Source organism: Streptomyces sp. NPDC002588 (assembly GCF_040295925.1).
Lineage (GTDB): Bacteria > Actinomycetota > Actinomycetes > Streptomycetales > Streptomycetaceae > Streptomyces.
In genome coordinates, this window is sequence record NZ_JBEOWF010000044.1 from 21,094 (window position 1) to 38,248 (window position 17,155).

Genomic DNA, 17,155 nt, shown 5'->3' on the forward strand with positions numbered 1-17,155 from the left:
TCTCATACGAGTCATAACGGGTCTTACCGGTTCGGTGACGGGCGCGGATGTGCGCGATCGGGGGTCGATCGGATAGCAAGGGGCCCATGGCGGTCTTCGTCGCGCTCGGCGCGTTCCTCATGACGCTGGCCGGCGGCTGGACGGCACAGCGTGTCACCGACCGCCGCCACCTCGTCCTCGGCCTGGCCGGCGGGCTGATGCTCGGCGTCGTCGGACTCGACCTGCTGCCGGAGGCCCTGGAGACCGCCGGGACCGAGGTCTTCGGCGTGCCCGCAGCGCTCCTGCTGTTCGTCGCGGGCTTCCTGCTGGCCCATCTGGTGGAACGCCTGCTGGCGGTCCGGCAGGCCTCGCACGGAGCCGAGGAGCACGACGGCCGCGCCCCCGAGGTGGGCCTGACGGCGGCCGCGGCGATGGTCGGCCACAGCGCCATGGACGGCGTCGCGATCGGCGCGGCCTTCCAGGTGGGCGGCGGCATGGGCGTGGCGGTCGCCCTGGCGGTGATCGCCCACGACTTCGCGGACGGCTTCAACACGTACACGATCGCGAGCATGTACGGGAACGCCCGCCGCAAGGCGCTGGCCATGCTGTTCGCGGACGCGGCGGCACCGGTGGTCGGCGCCGCGTCGACGACCTTCGTCACCATCCCCGGGCAACTGCTCGGCGGCTATCTCGGCCTCTTCGGCGGCGCGCTGCTCTATCTGGCGGCCGCCGAGATCCTGCCCGAGGCCCATCACGAGCACCCCGCCCGCTCGACCGTGCTGTGCACGATCGCGGGCGCGGCCTTCATCTGGCTGGTGGTGGGCCTCGCCGGCTGACGTCCCGGGTCTCACAGCTTGCCGCCCCGCCCGCCCTCGCGCCGTGCGGGCGCGATGAGCGTCGAGAGATAGGGCAGCGGCTCCCCGCCCAGCTCGCCGGCCGGCCGGATCGACTCCTCCGCGAGGCCGAGCGCCGACCCCCACACCGCGTCCCCGATCCGCCCGGTCTCCCGCAGCGCCTCGGCGACCTCGGCGGCCTGCCGCCCGAACTTGTACGCCACGACCGTGCCCGGACCGGCCAGCGCGTCCTTCAGCACCGCGGAACCGGCGGTCACGGGCACGAGCGTGAGCGGCTCGGTGCCCTCGGTCAGCACGGCACCCGAGCGCGCGGCGAGATCCTGCATGGCGGTGATGCCGGGCACGGTCTCGATGCGCACTCCCGGCACCAGCTCACCGATCGTCTGGGCCAGATAGGTGAAGGTGGAGTACACGTTCGGGTCGCCGATGGTCGCGAAGGCAACGGTCCGACGATCCCGCAGCAAACGGGCCACCCGCTCCCCGGCCGCGTCCCAGGCGGCCTCCCGGCGCGCCCGGTCGGTCCGCTCGTTGAGCGCGAACACCACCCGCACGACCTTCTCCTCGGGCACGTAGTGCAGCACGGTCGCCTCCGCGCGCCCCCGCTCAAGGGTGTCCATGACGGGCACGACGACGACCTCGGCGGCCCGCAGCGCGTTGACCCCCTTGACGGTCACCAGCTCCGGGTCCCCGGGCCCCACCCCGACCCCGACCAGCCTGCTGCTGTCGCTCATGACGTCCGGCACCTCTCCACGAACCTACGGGCCACACCGGGCGCGCTCGCCCAGTGCGTGTGCAGATAACTCGCGTGCACACTCTGTTGTACGAAGCCTTCGAGACGCCGGTCGGCGGCGCGCACGCCCCACGCGGGGGTCGCCCCGGCTCCCGGCTCGACGACGGTCCGGTGGAACTCGTGCCCGCGCATCCGTGTACCGGTCCGCGCCAGCACACTGTCGCTCACGGCGACGGCGTCCCGGTAGCCCAGGGTGAGCCGTTCGGACATCCGGGCGGTGGCGTCGAGCACCCCGCACATCGGCAGGCCGTCCAGCTCCCGGCACAGATACAGCAGGCCGGCGCACTCGGCGGCCACGGGAGCGCCGCGCTCCGCGAGGGCGGCGACGGCCTTGCGCAGGGGGTCGTTGGCGGACAGCTCGGCGGCGTACACCTCGGGAAACCCGCCTCCGACGACGAGCCCGGCGGTCCCCTCCGGCAGGGACTCGTCCCGCAACGGATCGAAGGTGACCACTTCGGCACCGGCGGCGGTCAGGAGTTCCGTGTGCTCGGCATAGGAGAAGGTGAAGGCCTCCCCACCGGCGACAGCGACCAGGGGCGCCCGCTTCTCGGCCGACCGAGTCTGGTGGTCGTGGATCGGCAGGACGGGGGTCCAGGGGGCGGATCCCCCTGGGACGGCACCGGCAGTACGGGCGAGTGCTTCCAGCGCGGCCAGGTCACACCCGTCGGCGACCTGCGCAGCCATCGCGGCAACAGCCTCGACCGCAGCGCCCCGACGTTCGGCGACCGGCACCAGCCCGAGGTGCCGAGAGGGCGTGTCCACCTGCCGAACCCGCCGCAAGGCGCCCAGCACCGGCACCCCGGCCGCGTCCAGCGCCTCCCGCAGCAACTCCTCGTGCCGGTCCGAGGCCACCTTGTTCAGGATCACGCCCGCGACCCGCACCTCCGGATCCCAGGAGGCGAACCCGTGCACCAGCGCCGCCACCGACCGGGACTGCGACGACGCGTCCACCACCAGCACCACCGGCGCCCGCAGCAGCTTCGCCACGTGGGCGGTTGACGCCAGTTCACCTTCCCCCGCGGCCCCGTCGAACAGCCCCATCACGCCCTCGACGACGGCGATGTCGCACCCGGACGCGCCGTGCGCGAACAACGGGCCGATCAACTCCGGCCCGCACAGGTACGCGTCGAGGTTCCGCCCCACCCGCCCGGTCGCCAGCGCGTGGTACCCGGGGTCGATGTAGTCCGGCCCGACCTTGTGCGGGGACACGGCGAGCCCCCGCGCGGCGAACGCGGCCATCAGCCCCGTGGCGACGGTGGTCTTGCCGCTGCCGGAGGACGGCGCGGCGATGACCAGCCGTGGCACCGAAGACATCACCACTCGATGCCCCTCTGCCCCTTCTGCCCGGCGTCCATGGGGTGCTTGACCTTGGACATGTCGGTGACGAGGTCCGCGAAGCCGACGAGCTGCTCGGGCGCGTTCCGCCCGGTGATCACGACATGCTGGGTCCCGGGCCGCTCCCGCAGCACGGAGATCACCTCATCGGTGTCGACCCACCCCCAGTGCATCGGATAGGCGAACTCGTCGAGCACGTACAGCTTGTACGTCTCGGCGGCCAGGTCCCGCTTGACCTGTTCCCAGCCCTCGCGGGCCTTCTCCTCGTTGTCCATCTGCGCGTCCCGCTGGACCCAGGACCAGCCCTCGCCCATCTTGTGCCAGTCGACGGATCCGCCCTCACCGCTGGCGCCCAGGACCCGCAGCGCGTTCTCCTCGCCGACCTTCCACTTCGCCGACTTGACGAACTGGAACACCCCGATCGGCCACCCCTGGTTCCAGGCCCGCAGCGCGAGCCCGAAGGCGGCGGTCGACTTCCCCTTGCCGATGCCCGTGTGCACCACCACGAGCGGCCGGTTACGCCGCTGACGCGTCGTCAGTCCGTCGTCCGGTACGACACTCGGCTGTCCTTGCGGCATTACGCGGCCCTCCTCTGTACGTCCTTCACCAGTCCGGCGATGCTGTCCGCCCGCAGCTCGTCCAACGTCACTGCGGTACCGCCGAGTTCACCCGCGAGCTGTCCCGCGAGTCCCAGCCGGACGGGCCCCGACTCGCAGTCGACGACCACGGAGGCGACGCCGTCGGCCGCGAACAGCCGGGCCGCCCGCCCCGCGAGCGCGACCGGCTCCGGGCCGCCCGTGGCGCGCCCGTCCGTCACGACGACGACCAGCGCCCGCCGCGCCGGATCCCGCAGCCGCTCCACCCGCAGCACGTCGTGCGCCCTGAGCAGCCCGGCGGCCAGCGGAGTACGCCCCCCGGTGGGCAGCGACTCCAGCCGGGCCGCGGCCGCGTCCACCGACGAGGTGGGCGGCAACGCGACCTCCGCCGCCGAACCGCGGAACGTCACCAGCCCCACCTTGTCCCGCCGCTGGTAGGCGTCGAGAAGCAGCGACAGCACGGCACCCTTCACGGCGCTCATCCGCTGCCGCGCCGCCATGGACCCGGAGGCGTCGACCACGAACAGCACGAGGTTGCCCTCACGCCCCTCCCGCGTCGCCTGCCGAAGATCGTCCCGCCGCACCACCAGCCCCGGCCCGGACCGCCCGCGCGCCCGCTGATGCGGCGCCGCGGCCTGCACGGTCGCCGCCAGGTGCAGCTTGGTCAGGGCCCCTCGGGGCCTGCGCGCGCCCGTCGTCCGCCCGTGCTCGGTCCTCGCCCGCGACCGCCGCCCGGCGGCCCCCTCGCCGATCCCGGGCACGCTCAGCACCTTGGCGCGGAACGGTTCGGCGGCCCGTACGGGGGACTGCTCGGACGCGCCCGACGCCCGCGGCTCGCCGCCCTCCCCGGCCTCGGGCCGCGCGCCCGTGTCACCGTCCTGCGGACCGTCGTCCGGCGCCGGCTGTCCACCGCCTCCGCCGGGACCGCCGCCGTCGCCGTCGGGGTCGTCCTCGCCGCTGAACTCCTCCAGCGTCTCGTCGAGCTTGTCCTCGTCGAGGCCCGGCGCGTCGAAGGGATTACGTCGCCTGCGGTGCGGCAGCGCGAGCAGCGCCGCCTGCCGCACGTCCTCCGCGAGCACATCCGTGCGCCCGGCCCAGGCGGCCAGCGCGGTGGCCGTCCGCGCCATCACGATGTCGGCCCGCATGCCGTCCACCTCGAACGCCGCGCAGGTCGCCGCGATCTGCCGCAGCGCCCCGTCGCCGAGGCGCACCGACGGCAACAACTCCCGGGCGGCGACGATACGTCGCCGTACAGCCGTCTCCTCGTCCGCCCAACGTGCCGCGAAACCGGCGGGATCGTCGTCGTGGGCGAGCCTGCGCCGGACGACCTCCACCCGCTGGTCGGGCTCCCGCGAGGCGGCCACCTCCACCGTCAGCCCGAACCGGTCGAGCAACTGCGGCCGCAGCTCGCCCTCCTCCGGGTTCATGGTCCCGACGAGCAGGAACTTCGAGGCGTGCCGCACGGAGACACCCTCGCGTTCGACGTACGAGGCGCCCATCGCCGCCGCGTCGAGCAGCAGGTCGACCAGGTGGTCGTGGAGGAGGTTGACCTCGTCGACGTAGAGGATCCCGCGGTGCGCGTCGGCGAGGAGCCCCGGTTCGAAGGCCTTCACGCCCTCCGCGAGCGCCCGCTCGATGTCCAGCGCGCCCACGAGCCGGTCCTCCGAGGCGCCCACCGGCAGCTCGACCAATCGCGCCGGCCGGGTCTCGAAGGCCCCCGGCTCGTGCGGCCCGTCGGGGCAGGCCGGGTCGGGGGAGTCGGGGTCGCAGGAGAACCGGCAGCCGGAGACCACGTCCAGCGTCGGCATCAGCGCCGAAAGCGCGCGCACCGCCGTCGACTTGGCGGTGCCCTTCTCGCCGCGGACCAGCACGCCGCCCACCGCCGGCGACACGGCGTTCAGCAGCAGCGCGAGCCGCAGGTCGTCCTGGCCGACGACGGCCGTGAACGGGAACGGGGTACTCACTTCTCGTCACCCTCCAAGTCGCCCTCGAGCTCGAGGTAGGTCGCGCGCAGCCGCTCGATCGTGTCGGCGTCCGGCTCGGCCCACAGCCCGCGGTCCGCGGCCTCGAGCAGCCGCTCGGTGATGCCGCGCAGCGCCCACGGGTTGGACTTCTTCATGAAGTCCCGGTTCTCCGCGTCGAAGACGTACTCCGCGCTGAGTTTCTCGTACATCCAGTCGTCGACCACGCCCGCCGTGGCGTCGTAGCCGAAGAGGTAGTCCACGGTCGCCGCCATCTCGAAGGCGCCCTTGTAGCCGTGCCGGCGCATGGCCGCCATCCAGCGCGGGTTGACCACCCGGGCGCGGAACACCCGGTGCGTCTCCTCACCGAGGGTCCGCGTCTTCACCTGGTCCGGTACGGCGCTGTCGCCCACGTACGCTTCCGGGTTGGCGCCGGTCAGGTGCCGCACCATGGCGACCATGCCGCCGTGGTACTGGAAGTAGTCGTCGGCGTCCACGAGGTCGTGCTCGCGCGTGTCCACGTTCTTCGCCGCCACGGCGATCCGCCTGAACGCCGTCTCCATGTCCCCGCGCGCCGCCCGCCCGTCGAGCCCGCGCCCGTACGCATAGCCGCCCCAGACGGCGTACACCTCGGCGAGGTCGGCGTCGGAGCGCCAGTTCCGGGCGTCGATGAGCGGCAGCAGACCGGCGCCGTACGCCCCCGGCTTGGAGCCGAAGACGCGGGCCGTCGCGCGCCGCCGGTCGCCGTGCTCGGCGGTGTCCTCGTCGGCGTGGGCCCGTACGTAGTTGCGCTCGGCGGGCTCGTCCAGCTCGGCGACCTCGCGGACCGCGTCGTCGATCAGCCCGACCACGTGCGGGAACGCGTCCCGGAAGAAGCCCGAGATCCGGACCGTGACGTCGATGCGCGGCCGGCCCAGCTCCTCCAGGCCGATCACCTCGAAGCCGGTCACCCGGCGCGAGGCGTCGTCCCAGACGGGACGGCAGCCCAGCAGCGCCAGGATCTCGGCGATGTCGTCGCCCTGGGTCCGCATCGCCGACGTGCCCCACACCGTCAGCCCGACCGACTTCGGATACTCACCGGTGTCCTGGAGGTAGCGCTGCACGAGGGAGTCGGCGAGCGACTGCCCGACCTCCCAACTCAGCCTGGACGGAATCGCCTTGGGGTCGACGGAGTAGAAGTTGCGGCCCGTCGGGAGGACGTTGACGAGTCCGCGCGTCGGGGAGCCGGACGGCCCGGCGGGGACGTAACCCCCGTCGAGCGCCTTGAGGATGTGCCCGATCTCGTCGGACGTCCGCGCCAGCCGCGGTACGACCTCGGTGCAGGCGAACTCCACCACCGCGACGGCGTCGGGGACTTCGGTGCCCAGGACGTCCCTGACGAGCCCGCGGCCCTCGGCGGTCGCCCACGCACGGGACTCCATGCCCTCCGCGATCCGCCGGCACAACTGTTCCAGCAGGTCGATCGCGTCCGCGGCGGTACGCGACGGCCCCTCCACCAGATCCGTCAGCTCGACCGGGACCTTCACCCCGGCGCCCGGCTCCGCGAGCAGCTCCTTCTCGACCAGCCCGAAATGCGCGGCCAGCGAAGCCCGCAGCCCCGGCAGCGCGTTCGCCTGCCCGCCCCACACCTGCGAGGCGCGCAGGACGGCGAGCACGAGGTTGACGCGCGGCTCGCCCACCGGCCCGCCGCCGAGGATGTGCAGCCCGTCCCGGATCTGCACGTCCTTGATCTCGCACAGATAGCCGTCGATGTGCATGACGAACTCGTCGAAGTCGCCGTCGTCCGGCTGCTCGTCCACATGCAGGTCGTGGTGGAGCTCGGCCGCCTTCACCAGGGTCCAGATCTGTGCCCTGACCGCCGGCGCCTTCACCGGGTCCAGGTCGGAGACGAGCGCGTACTCGTCGAGCAGCTGCTCCAGCTTCGCCAGGTCGCCGTACGTGTCCGCCCGCGCCATCGGCGGCACCAGGTGGTCGACGACCGTGGCGTGCCCGCGCCGCTTGGCCTGGGTGCCCTCGCCGGGGTCGTTGACGATGAACGGGTAGACGAGCGGAAGGTCGCCGAGGACCGCGTCCGGCGCGCAGCCACCGCTCAGCCCGAGCCCCTTGCCCGGCAGCCACTCCATCGTGCCGTGCTTGCCCATGTGGACGATCGCGTCGGCGCCGAAACCGTTCTCCAGCCACCTGTAGGCCGCCATGTAGTGGTGCGACGGCGGCATGTCGGGGTCGTGGTAGATCGCGATCGGGTTCTCGCCGAAGCCGCGCGGCGGCTGGATCATCACGACGACGTTCCCGAACTGCAGGGACGCGAGCACGATGTCCTCGCCGTCCACGTAGAGACCGCCCGGCGGCTCGCCCCACGCCTCCAGCATCGCGTCCCTGAGCTCGGGGTCGAGCTTGTCGAACCACGCCCGGTAGTCCGCGAGCGGCACCCGCGCGGGCGCGGAGGCGAGCTGCTCCTCGGTCAGCCACTCCACGTCGTGTCCGCCGGCCTCGATCAGCCGGTGGATCAACTCGTCGCCGCCGGAGGGGTATTCGGTGAGCGAGTAGCCGGCGTCCCGGAGCGCGTCCAGGACCCGGACCGCCGACGCGGGTGTGTCCAGTCCGACGGCGTTGCCGACGCGCGAGTGCTTGGTCGGGTAGGCGGTGAAGACGAGCGCGAGCTTTTTCTCGGCGTTCGGCTTGTACTTCAACTGCGCGTGCCGTACGGCGATTCCGGCGACCCGGCCGGCCCGCTCGGGGTCGGCCACGTACACCGGGACGTCGTCCGGGCCCTGCTCCTTGAAGGAGAACGGGACGGTGATGAGCCGCCCGTCGAACTCGGGGATGGCTACCTGCATCGCCGCGTCCATGGGGGAGAGGGCGGCATCGGACTCGTCCCAGGCGGCGTGCGACGACGTCAGGCAGAGGCCTTGCAGGACAGGTACGTTCAGGTCGGCGAGCGCCCCGATGTCCCAGGCCTCCTCGTCGCCGCCCGCCGAGGCCTGCGAGGCGTGCGTGCCACCGGCGGCGAGGACGGTGGCGACCAGCGCGTCCGCCGTCGACAGCAGCTCGTACAGCCCGGCGTCCGCCCCGCGCAGCGAACCGCAGTACACCGGAAGGGCGTTGGCCCCGCGTGCCTCGATCGCGTCGCACAGCGTGTCCACGAACGCGGTGTTGCCGCTCAGCTGGTGGGCCCGGTAGAAGAGCACCCCGACCGTCGGACGGCCGTCCTCCCGGGTACGGGAGCCGTGCACGCCGTACTCCGGCATCTTCCGCGGCTCGTCGAATCCCTCGCCCGTCAGCAGCACGGTGTCGGAGAGGAACCGTGCCAGCTCGGTCAGGTTGGCGGGCCCGCCCTCCACGAGGTAGCGCAGCGCCTCCGCGACGACACCGGCGGGCACGGACGACTCCGCCATCAGCTCGGCGTCGGGCACGGTCTCACCGCCCAGCAGCACGGTGGGCACGCCCGAGGCCTTCAACGCGGCGAGCCCGTCCTCCCAGGCCCGCTTCCCGCCGAGCAGCCGTACGACGGCGAGGTCCGCGCCGTCGAGGAGACCGGGCAACTCGTCCGTGACGCTGATGCGGGTCGGGTTGCCGATCCGGTAGCCGGCGCCGGAGGCGGCCCGGGCCGCCAGCAGATCGGTGTCGGCGGTCGACAACAACAACACTGTGCTCATGCGGGCGCTCCCGGTGGAATGAAGGGCAGTCCTTGCGGCGCGCCCGACTCGATGAGCCGCCAGAGCGCGTCGGTGTCCGCGTGCTGTTCGATCAGGTCGCCGAGCCGGTCGAGCTGCTCCTCGCGCAGCGCGGCGAAGGAGGTGTCGGCGGCCGGCACGAAGCGGCGGCCCGCGGCGGCCGCCACCTCGCGCAGGAACGCCCGCCGGAAGCCGTCCGACTCCAGCGAGCCGTGCCAGTGCGTGCCCCAGGTCTGGCCGACCCGGCACCCGTCGAGGAAGGGTTCACCCGCGGTCACGGAGGCGACCCCGTGATGGATCTCGTACCCCTCGACGTGTTCGCCGAGGGCCTCGCCGACGGGCCGGGTGAGGGTCTTCTCGCGGGCGAACCGCACGTGCACGGGCAGCACCCCGAGCCCGTCGACCCGCCCTCGCCGGCTCTCGACCTCGTCCTCGATGTGCTCGCCGAGGATCTGGAAGCCGCCGCAGACGCCGAGCACGGGCCGGTGCTCGGCCGCCCTCCGCACCAGCGCGTCCGCGAGCCCCCGCTCCCTCAGCCACTCCAGCGCCCGTACCGTCCCCCGGGTCCCGGGAACGACGACGAGATCGGCGTCGGCGAGCTCCTCGGGCCGGTCCACGAACCGCACCACGACCCCCGGTTCGGCGGCCAGCGCGTCCACGTCGGTGAAGTTGGACATGAGCGGGATCGCACAGACGGCGACCCGCAGCACGTCCTCCCCGACCGGCGGGGCGGTGTTCGACTCCCGGACGGTCCCCCGCAGGGACACCCTCAGCCCGTCCTCCTCGTCGATCCCGAGGCCGTGCCGGAAGGGCAGCACGCCGTACGTCCGCCGCCCGGTGAGCCCGTGCAGCATGTCGAGCCCGGGTTCGAGGAGCGAGACGTCCCCCCGGAACTTGTTCACGAGGAACCCGGCGACCAGCTTCTGGTCCTCTTCCGAGAGCAGCGCGACGGTCCCGAAGAAGGAGGCGAAGACGCCCCCGCGGTCGATGTCGCCGACGACGAGCACGGGGAGCCCCGCGTTGCGGGCGATCCCCATGTTCACGATGTCGGTGCGCCGGAGGTTGATCTCGGCGGGCGAACCGGCCCCCTCACAGATCACCGCGTCGTACGTGCCCCGCAGCTCGGCGAGGCAGTCGAGAACGGTCCCGAGGAGCTGCTCCTGCCGCCCCCCGTGCAGCCTTTCCCCGGGGGTCGGCCCCCCGGTCCCCCCGAAGAAGCCGCGCGCGCTCAGCTCGCCCACCGGCTTCCCGAGCAGCACCACCTGACTGCTCTGCTCGCCGCCCGGCTTGAGCAGCACCGGGTTCATCAGCGCGGTGGGTTCGACCCGGCAGGCCTGCGCCTGCATGGCCTGCGCCCGCCCGATCTCGGCGCCTTCCCTCGTCACGAACGAATTGAGCGACATGTTCTGCGCCTTGAAGGGCGCGACCTTCACCCCCTGCCGCACCAGCCACCGGCAGATCCCGGCCGTGACGACGCTCTTGCCGGCGTCGGAGGTGGTGCCGGCGACGAGGAGACCACCGTTCACTTCGCGCGTCCCTTCCCGAGTCGGCGCGCGACGACCGTGACGCCGAGCGCGAGCAGGCCGACGCGGCGGGAGAGCCGCACGGCCCGGGCGATGTCCTGGACTTCCACGGGACGCCCCTCCTGGTTCAGCACCGGCCGGTGTTCGATCCGCCCGCCGTAGGAGAGCGTCCCGCCCAGCCGCACTCCGAGGGCGCCCGCGAACGAGGCCTCGACGGGCCCCGCGTTGGGGCTCGGGTGTCTGTCCGCGTCCGCCCGCCACGCCCGCACGGCCCCCCGCGGATCGGGTCCGGCCAGCGCGGCGAGTACGGCGGTCAGCCGTGCCCCCGGCCACCCGGCGAGGTCGTCGAGCCGGGCGGAGGCCCATCCGAAGCGCCGGTAGCGGGCCGACCTGTGCCCGACCATCGCGTCCAGGGTGTTGACGGCCCGGAACCCGAGCAGCCCCGGCACCCCGCCGAGGGCTCCCCACACCAGGGCGCCCACGACGGCGTCGGAGGTGTTCTCGGCGACGGACTCCACGACGGCCCGGGCGACGCCGTCGGCGTCGAGGGCCTGCGGATCCCGGCCGCAGAGATGGGGCAACCGGGCCCGCGCTCCCTGGACGTCACCCGCTTTGAGGGCCCGTCCGACGGCCCGGGCCTCCCGGGCCAGCGAGGTACCGCCGACGACCGCCCAGGTGGCGGCGGCGGTGAGGGCGAGGGAAGCGGCCGGGGAGGGACGTACGGCCTTGCGGGCGACGGCCCCCAGGGTCACGGCCCCACCGGCGCACACCACGGTGTGGAGGGTTCCCCAGCCGCGGTGGTCGCGCCACAGCACCCGCTCCACGGCACCGGCGGCCCGCCCGAACACGGCGACCGGATGCCCCCGGCGCGGATCGCCGAGCAGCAGGTCGCCGAGGAGGCCGGCGGCGGCGCCGTACGCGTAGAGGCGATCGGCACCCACGGGCTCAGCCGCCCGTGGGGCTGGGCAGCGATCCGGTGCGGTACCTCAACGGCCGAGCGAGCATGGCGATATGTCCTCACTCAGGGTGTCCACGCCCTGGTTCGACGAGACCGGCGGCGAGAGTTCCTGGCTCCCGGGGGTTCCTACCCCGGTGACAGTGGCGGGACCGCGCCGGATTCGCACCGGCTTCCTCTTCTGCCGCCGTACATGGCTCCGGCAGTCCACCACGGGCCTGGAAGAGCCGTCAACTTGCTGTTGACCTGCACGAGGAGAGTGTGCAGAACCCCACACGGGAAGGTTCCCGGGTGGGGTTCTGTGCTGTGAGTGAGGCGGTGCGTCAGGCCACGATCAGCGAGATCCCGTACGCCACCGCCGCCGCGCAGGCCGCGAAGCAGGCGTACGCGCCCGTCACCGCGAGGGCGGCCGAGCCGCCCGCCGCCGTGGCGCGTTCCTGCCGCGACAGGCCCATGACGCCGAGGGTGAAGAGGGCCACGAGGCCCACGGTGATCACGAGGCTGACGCCGAAGACGGAGCCCAGGGCCGCCCAGTCGATCTTCATGCTGCTTCTCTCTCTTCCGGCTTCTGGCTGGGTGGGTGGGGACTCAGACGGCCGGGGCCGTGGGCTCGGTGGCCGTGGTCGGTGTGGCGGCCGGGGCCGGGATGGTGGCCGTCAGTCCGTCGGCGACGGTGCCCGCCGGGGGCGGGGTGACGGCCGCGATCGCCGTGGTGACCACACCCGCCGGCTCCTCGGTCGCGTTGACGTTCGACGCGTCCACGACCTCGCGGCGGGAGATCTTCCAGATCGCCGCGCTGGAGGCGACGAGGAACACCGCGACGACCGCCGTACCCCAGTCGCCGAGGCCCGTCACCGACTCGGCCAGCGCGCCCACCAGGGCCGCCGCCGGGAGCGTCAGACACCAGGCCACGAGCATGCGGGTCGCCGTCGACCAGCGGACCACTCCGCCCTTGCGGCCGAGACCCGCGCCCATCACCGAACCGGAGACCGAGTGGGTGGTGGAGAGGGAGAAGCCGAGGTGGGAGGAGGCGAGGATGACCGTCGCGGCGCTGGTCTGGGCGGCGAAGCCCTGCTGCGGCTGAAGGTCGGTCAGCCCCTTGCCCATGGTGCGGATGATGCGCCAGCCGCCGAGGTAGGTGCCGAGCGCGATGGCCAGGCCCGCGGAGAGGATGACCCACACGGGCGGGTCGGAGTCGGGGGCCACGGCGCCGCCCGCGACCAGGGCGAGGGTGATGATGCCCATCGTCTTCTGCGCGTCGTTCGTGCCGTGGGCCAGGGAGACCAGGCCGGCGGAGGCGATCTGGCCGGCGCGGTAGCCCTTCTCGGCGGCCTTGCCCTCGGCCTTCCGGCCGAGGGTGTAGGAGAGGCGGGTCGCGAGCATCGCGGCGACGCCCGCCACGATCGGGGCCGCGATCGCCGGGATCAGGACCTTGGTGACGAGCACGTCACCGTGGACCGCGCCCATGCCGGCCGAGGCGATGGTGGCGCCGATCAGACCGCCCATGAGGGCGTGGGAGGAACTGGAGGGCAGACCCACCAGCCAGGTCAGCAGGTTCCAGAGGATCGCGCCGACCAACGCGGCGAAGATGACCTCGGGACGGATGCCGGTCTCGTCGACGAGACCCTTGGAGATCGTGTTGGCGACCTCCACGGAGAGGAAAGCGCCCACGAGGTTCAGCACGGCGGACATCGCCACCGCGACCTTGGGCTTGAGAGCGCCGGTCGAGATGGTGGTGGCCATCGCGTTGGCGGTGTCGTGGAAACCGTTCGTGAAATCGAACGCGAGAGCGGTTACGACCACAATCGCGAGGATCAGCGAGAAGTTTTCCATTTACCCAGGCAATCGTTCGAAGTCATTGGTTTGTTGAATGTAAGTAACCTGAGTGAACGGAAGGTGAACTCAGATGGGCGTCAGAGTGTCTGATTTGGCGACGATCGGGCCCGGGCTGGCAGGATCGAGGCATGGGTGAGCAACAAGGGGGCCGAGAGGCCTGGGAGGCGCTCGTGGCGACGGCCCGCCGCACCGTCTCCGACGGTCTGGTCGTCGGCACCTCGGGCAACGTCTCCGTCCGCGTAGGCGACACCGTGCTGGTCACGCCCTCGGGCGTGCCCTACGACCGCCTCACACCGGACGACGTCACCGGCGTCGACCTCGACGGGCGGCAGGTGCTCGGCACCCTGGTCCCGACGAGCGAGCTGCCCATGCACCTGGCCGTCTACCGCGCCACCGACGCCGGGGCCGTCGTCCACACCCACGCCGTGCACGCCACCGCCGTCTCCACCCTCGTCGCCGAACTGCCGACCGTGCACTACATGACGGCCGCGCTCGGCGGTCCGGTCCGGGTCGCCCCCTACGCGACCTACGGCACCGAGGAGTTGGCGGAGAACACCCTGCGCGCCCTGGCCGGCCGCACCGGCTGCCTCCTGCAGAACCACGGCACCCTCACCTACGGCACCACCCTCGACCAGGCGTTCGACCGTACGGCGCAACTGGAGTGGATGTGCCGGCTGTGGCTGACCGCGTCCTCCATACCCGGCCTGCGACCGAACCTCCTGACGGAGCGACAGGTGGCGGAGGCGGGGGAGCGGCTGCGGGGGTACGGCCGGCAGAGGTGACCCCGCGCCCTGCCGGCGCCCGCCTTCCCCGTCCTCCCCGTCCCCTCCCGTGATCCCCGCCCCCACCACCACTGGCCGCGAACGAGGATGACCAGGACACTGGACGGGTGCGCACTGTCACAGCGACGGCCGCCGCCGTCACCGCAGCCCTGGCCGCCGGCGCCGCCAGTGTCGCCGCCGGCCGGTTCGCCAGCGACGCCGCGCTGAAGGCGCCGCCCGGCCGCCCGCTGCCCACCGAACCCCGTCTCACCGTGCACGGCACCGCCGCCGGACAGGTGACCCTCACCCGCCACCTCGCCGCCCTGCGCCCCGGCACCTACGGCCTCGCGGGCAACGGCTCCCACGCGGTCGTCGGTCCCGTCCTGCCCACCGCCCCGCACTCCGCCGACACCGTGGTCCGCCGCCTCGAACGCGTCACCCACGGCACGCTGGACCCCGGCGACGCGGTGTGGCTCACCCCGAACCTGTACGTCGGCAACCCCCGCGCCGCCCTCGGCCTCGACCACACCGAGGTGGACATGCCCGGCGAGCTCGGCTCGCTGCCCGCCTGGTTCGTGCCCGGCGCCCGCCGCACCTGGGTGATCGCCGTGCACGGCCTGGGCGCCACCCGCGAACACGCGCTGAACCTCATCGGCTTCCTGCACCGCCACCGCTTCCCCGTGCTCGCCCCCGCCTACCGCGGCGACCTGGGCGCGCCCCGTCCCCCGGACGGTCTGAACCACCTCGGCCAGACCGAGTGGCGCGACCTGGACGCCGCGATGCGCCACGCCGCCCGCCACGGCGCCGAACGCATCGTCCTGCTCGGCTGGTCCACCGGCGCCACCATGGCCCTGCGCGCCGCCGCCCGCTCCGGGGTGCGTGACCTCGTCTGCGGACTCGTCCTGGACTCCCCGGTGCTGAACTGGCAGACGACCCTGCGCGCCCTCGCCGCCGCCCGGCACACCCCCGGGGTGCTGCTGCCGCTCGCCGTCCGCGCCGCCCAGGGCCGCACCGGACTGCACGGCGCCGGCGCCGACCACGGCGACGAGATCGCCGAACCGGCCCGCCTCGCCGTCCCGGCCCTCATCCTGCACGGCCCCGGCGACACCGTGGCCCCCTGGGACGCCTCCCGGCGCCTCGCCGCGCACCGTCCCGACCTCGTCGCCCTCCACACCGTCGCCGAGGCCCCGCACGGCGCCATGTGGAACGCCGACCCCGCGGCCTACGAGGAGGCCCTGCGCCGCTTCCTCACCCCCCTGAGCTGACCGCCCGCTCCACCGCCCGTCCCACCGGCCCCGCACCGGTCGCGAAGGTTCCGTTTAACCCCGTACTACTGGCCTGAACCCGTCTCCTCCCCGCTCTCCGCACCCCGTGCGTTGGCCAGTCCCGTCGCCCGCCGTGACATTCCGTTTGGGTTTTCGGACCGTCAACCGGAAGACTGCACCCGTGACGTCCCGTATCCCGCGCGACTCCAGGCTTCGACTCGTCCGCCCGCGACCCCTGGCCGCCGCCCCCACAGCAGTGAACCAGCGGCGCCCGCGCCGCCCCGCGCCCCGCCCGCCGGAGGGCACCCCGGCCCCGGCGGAGCTGGCCAGAATGGCACGCTCGGGCCTGGCCGCAGCGGCCCGTGTCGCGCGCTGGGCCGACAACGCCCTCGGCCCCGGCGGCGACTCCGCCACCGCCGACGGCAAGGCCACCCTCTCCGGCCCGACCGCCGAACGCGCGGCCCGCGATCTGGGGCTGACCCCGGATCAGGTCCGCGCCGACTGGGACACCGCCCGGCTGGCCGGTCTCGTCGAGGTGCACGGCGACAGCGCCCGCCCCGGCTGGCGGCTGCGCGCCTGGAACCGCGACGACAGCGCCGTGCTGCGCGGCTGGGTCGCCCTCTTCGACGCCTGGTCGCTCGCGACCCCGGAACCCGCCGACGAGGAGCCCGCCACCGTCGCCGAGGTCGTCTCCGCGATGCCGCAGGTGCTCTCCTTCCTCCAGCTGTCCGCCGGCCCCGTCCCCGTGGACCAGCTCCTGGACCTGCTGCGCCAGCGCGTCACCGAACTGCGCACCGAGCGCTGCGAGGTTCCCTACGCCGCCGACGCGGCCGGCCCCCCGGCCCCCGTGGCCGCCGAGCCCTCCGCCGACGCCGACCCCGCGGAGCCCGCCCGGGACGCCGAACTCGCCCCCCTGCTCGACTGGGCCCTGCACGCCCTCGCCTCCGTGGGCGCGCTCACCTGCGGCGACGGCCATGCCACCCTCACCCCGCTGGGCAGCTGGGCGGTCTGGGTCAAGCTGGAGCAGATCTGCGTCGCCGCGCAGAGCCCGGCCGGCAACATCGAGCAGGCCGCCGAGGACATGCTCCGCGGCTGCGCCCAGCTGCGCCCCAACGCGGCCCGCGCCGAGTACCGCGCCTGGCTCGCCGCCCGCACCGTCGGCAGCGCCGTCACCGAGCTGCTGGTCGCCGCCCGCGGTGAGGACGCCCTGCTGCGCGGCCTCGCCTTCGAGGCGCTGCGTGTCGTCGGAGCCCCCGCCGAGCCCGAGGTCCGCGCCGTGGTCGAGGTGCCCGCCCTGCGCCCGTACGCCCTCCTCTGGCTCGCCGAGCACGACGGCGTCGACCCCGAGGACGCCCACGAGGTGCTCACCCGCGAGGAGGCCACCTGGCTGTGGGTCGACACGGCCGCCGCCGTCGCCGACCACGGCGAGGCCCCCATGCTGGTGCGCCACCTGGAGTCGGCGCTGCAGCCGACCGTGCCCGCGCTGCTGGCCGAGGTGCGGGCCGTCGGGCATCCGCGCACCGTGCAGGTCCTGGTCGCGCTGGCCGCCGCCCACCCCGATCCGGCCCTCGCCAAGGCCGTCCGGCGTGCGGCCTTCCAGGTGCACACCGGGGGCTGACCGGGCGC

General features: G+C 73.6%; 13 protein-coding genes and 1 riboswitch. Of the genes, 4 read left to right on the forward strand and 9 right to left on the reverse strand.

Annotation, left to right across the window (positions count from 1 at the left end; all coding sequences use genetic code 11):
• Positions 1 to 86: 86 nt before the first annotated feature.
• Complete coding sequence (locus ABT057_RS37840) at positions 87 to 815, forward strand: ZIP family metal transporter (protein WP_352348441.1); 729 nt, start codon at positions 87 to 89, stop codon at positions 813 to 815.
• Positions 816 to 826: 11 nt separating this feature from the next.
• Here the strand turns inward: ABT057_RS37840 and cobI are convergent, their stop codons facing one another.
• The 9 genes from cobI to ABT057_RS37885 form a co-directional block, all read right to left on the reverse strand.
• Positions 827 to 1,576: a precorrin-2 C(20)-methyltransferase gene (gene cobI / locus ABT057_RS37845; protein WP_352348442.1), complete on the reverse strand. Its 750-nt coding sequence runs from the start codon at positions 1,574 to 1,576 to the stop codon at positions 827 to 829.
• On the reverse strand, positions 1,561 to 2,937 hold the full coding sequence (locus ABT057_RS37850) for a cobyrinic acid a,c-diamide synthase CobB (RefSeq protein WP_352348443.1): 1,377 nt from the start codon (positions 2,935 to 2,937) through the stop codon (positions 1,561 to 1,563). Before ABT057_RS37850 ends, cobI begins: the two co-directional genes overlap by 16 nt.
• Positions 2,937 to 3,536 carry a cob(I)yrinic acid a,c-diamide adenosyltransferase gene (gene cobO / locus ABT057_RS37855; RefSeq protein WP_352348444.1) on the reverse strand — a complete coding sequence of 200 codons (600 nt, stop codon included), beginning with the start codon at positions 3,534 to 3,536 and terminating at the stop codon, positions 2,937 to 2,939. The genes ABT057_RS37850 and cobO overlap by 1 nt, the downstream gene beginning before the upstream one ends.
• Positions 3,536 to 5,518 carry a putative cobaltochelatase gene (locus tag ABT057_RS37860; RefSeq protein WP_352348445.1) on the reverse strand — a complete coding sequence of 661 codons (1,983 nt, stop codon included), beginning with the start codon at positions 5,516 to 5,518 and terminating at the stop codon, positions 3,536 to 3,538. Before ABT057_RS37860 ends, cobO begins: the two co-directional genes overlap by 1 nt.
• Positions 5,515 to 9,171, reverse strand: coding sequence for a cobaltochelatase subunit CobN (gene cobN / locus ABT057_RS37865; protein WP_352348446.1), 3,657 nt, complete (start codon positions 9,169 to 9,171; stop codon positions 5,515 to 5,517). Before cobN ends, ABT057_RS37860 begins: the two co-directional genes overlap by 4 nt.
• Positions 9,168 to 10,715 carry a cobyric acid synthase gene (locus tag ABT057_RS37870; protein ID WP_352348447.1) on the reverse strand — a complete coding sequence of 516 codons (1,548 nt, stop codon included), beginning with the start codon at positions 10,713 to 10,715 and terminating at the stop codon, positions 9,168 to 9,170. Before ABT057_RS37870 ends, cobN begins: the two co-directional genes overlap by 4 nt.
• On the reverse strand, positions 10,712 to 11,653 hold the full coding sequence (locus ABT057_RS37875) for a cobalamin biosynthesis protein (RefSeq protein ID WP_352348448.1): 942 nt from the start codon (positions 11,651 to 11,653) through the stop codon (positions 10,712 to 10,714). The genes ABT057_RS37870 and ABT057_RS37875 overlap by 4 nt, the downstream gene beginning before the upstream one ends.
• Positions 11,654 to 11,754: 101 nt before the next feature.
• Positions 11,755 to 11,894, reverse strand: a riboswitch (cobalamin riboswitch).
• A gap of 96 nt (positions 11,895 to 11,990) precedes the next feature.
• Positions 11,991 to 12,212 (reverse strand): hypothetical protein, encoded by a 222-nt coding sequence (locus tag ABT057_RS37880; RefSeq protein ID WP_352348449.1) that lies wholly within the window; start codon positions 12,210 to 12,212, stop codon positions 11,991 to 11,993.
• 43 nt (positions 12,213 to 12,255) lie between these two features.
• The gene (locus ABT057_RS37885; RefSeq protein WP_352348450.1) at positions 12,256 to 13,500 is read right to left on the reverse strand and encodes an inorganic phosphate transporter; all 1,245 of its coding nucleotides are present in this window, start codon (positions 13,498 to 13,500) and stop codon (positions 12,256 to 12,258) included.
• Between the two features lie 131 nt (positions 13,501 to 13,631).
• On the opposite strand from ABT057_RS37885, the gene ABT057_RS37890 reads away from it, so the two are divergent.
• The 3 genes from ABT057_RS37890 to ABT057_RS37900 all read left to right on the forward strand — a co-directional run bounded on the left by ABT057_RS37890 (position 13,632) and on the right by ABT057_RS37900 (position 17,147).
• A complete protein-coding gene (locus ABT057_RS37890) occupies positions 13,632 to 14,285 on the forward strand; it encodes a class II aldolase/adducin family protein (RefSeq protein ID WP_352348451.1) in 654 nt (217 codons plus the stop codon).
• A gap of 107 nt (positions 14,286 to 14,392) precedes the next feature.
• Positions 14,393 to 15,529 (forward strand): alpha/beta hydrolase, encoded by a 1,137-nt coding sequence (locus ABT057_RS37895; RefSeq protein WP_352348452.1) that lies wholly within the window; start codon positions 14,393 to 14,395, stop codon positions 15,527 to 15,529.
• Positions 15,530 to 15,710: 181 nt separating this feature from the next.
• Positions 15,711 to 17,147 (forward strand): hypothetical protein, encoded by a 1,437-nt coding sequence (locus tag ABT057_RS37900; RefSeq protein WP_352348453.1) that lies wholly within the window; start codon positions 15,711 to 15,713, stop codon positions 17,145 to 17,147.
• Positions 17,148 to 17,155: the final 8 nt, after the last annotated feature.

Bases quoted from the DNA above. Each gene is read 5' to 3' on its own strand.
- ABT057_RS37885 (WP_352348450.1), bottom strand. From the start codon at position 13,500: ATGGAAAACTTCTCGCTGATCCTCGCGATTGTGGTCGTAACCGCTCTC.
- ABT057_RS37840 (WP_352348441.1), top strand. From the start codon at position 87: ATGGCGGTCTTCGTCGCGCTCGGCGCGTTCCTCATGACGCTGGCCGGC.
- ABT057_RS37880 (WP_352348449.1), bottom strand. From the start codon at position 12,212: ATGAAGATCGACTGGGCGGCCCTGGGCTCCGTCTTCGGCGTCAGCCTC.
- cobN (WP_352348446.1), bottom strand. From the start codon at position 9,171: ATGAGCACAGTGTTGTTGTTGTCGACCGCCGACACCGATCTGCTGGCG.
- ABT057_RS37850 (WP_352348443.1), bottom strand. From the start codon at position 2,937: ATGTCTTCGGTGCCACGGCTGGTCATCGCCGCGCCGTCCTCCGGCAGC.
- ABT057_RS37890 (WP_352348451.1), top strand. From the start codon at position 13,632: ATGGGTGAGCAACAAGGGGGCCGAGAGGCCTGGGAGGCGCTCGTGGCG.
- cobO (WP_352348444.1), bottom strand. From the start codon at position 3,536: ATGCCGCAAGGACAGCCGAGTGTCGTACCGGACGACGGACTGACGACG.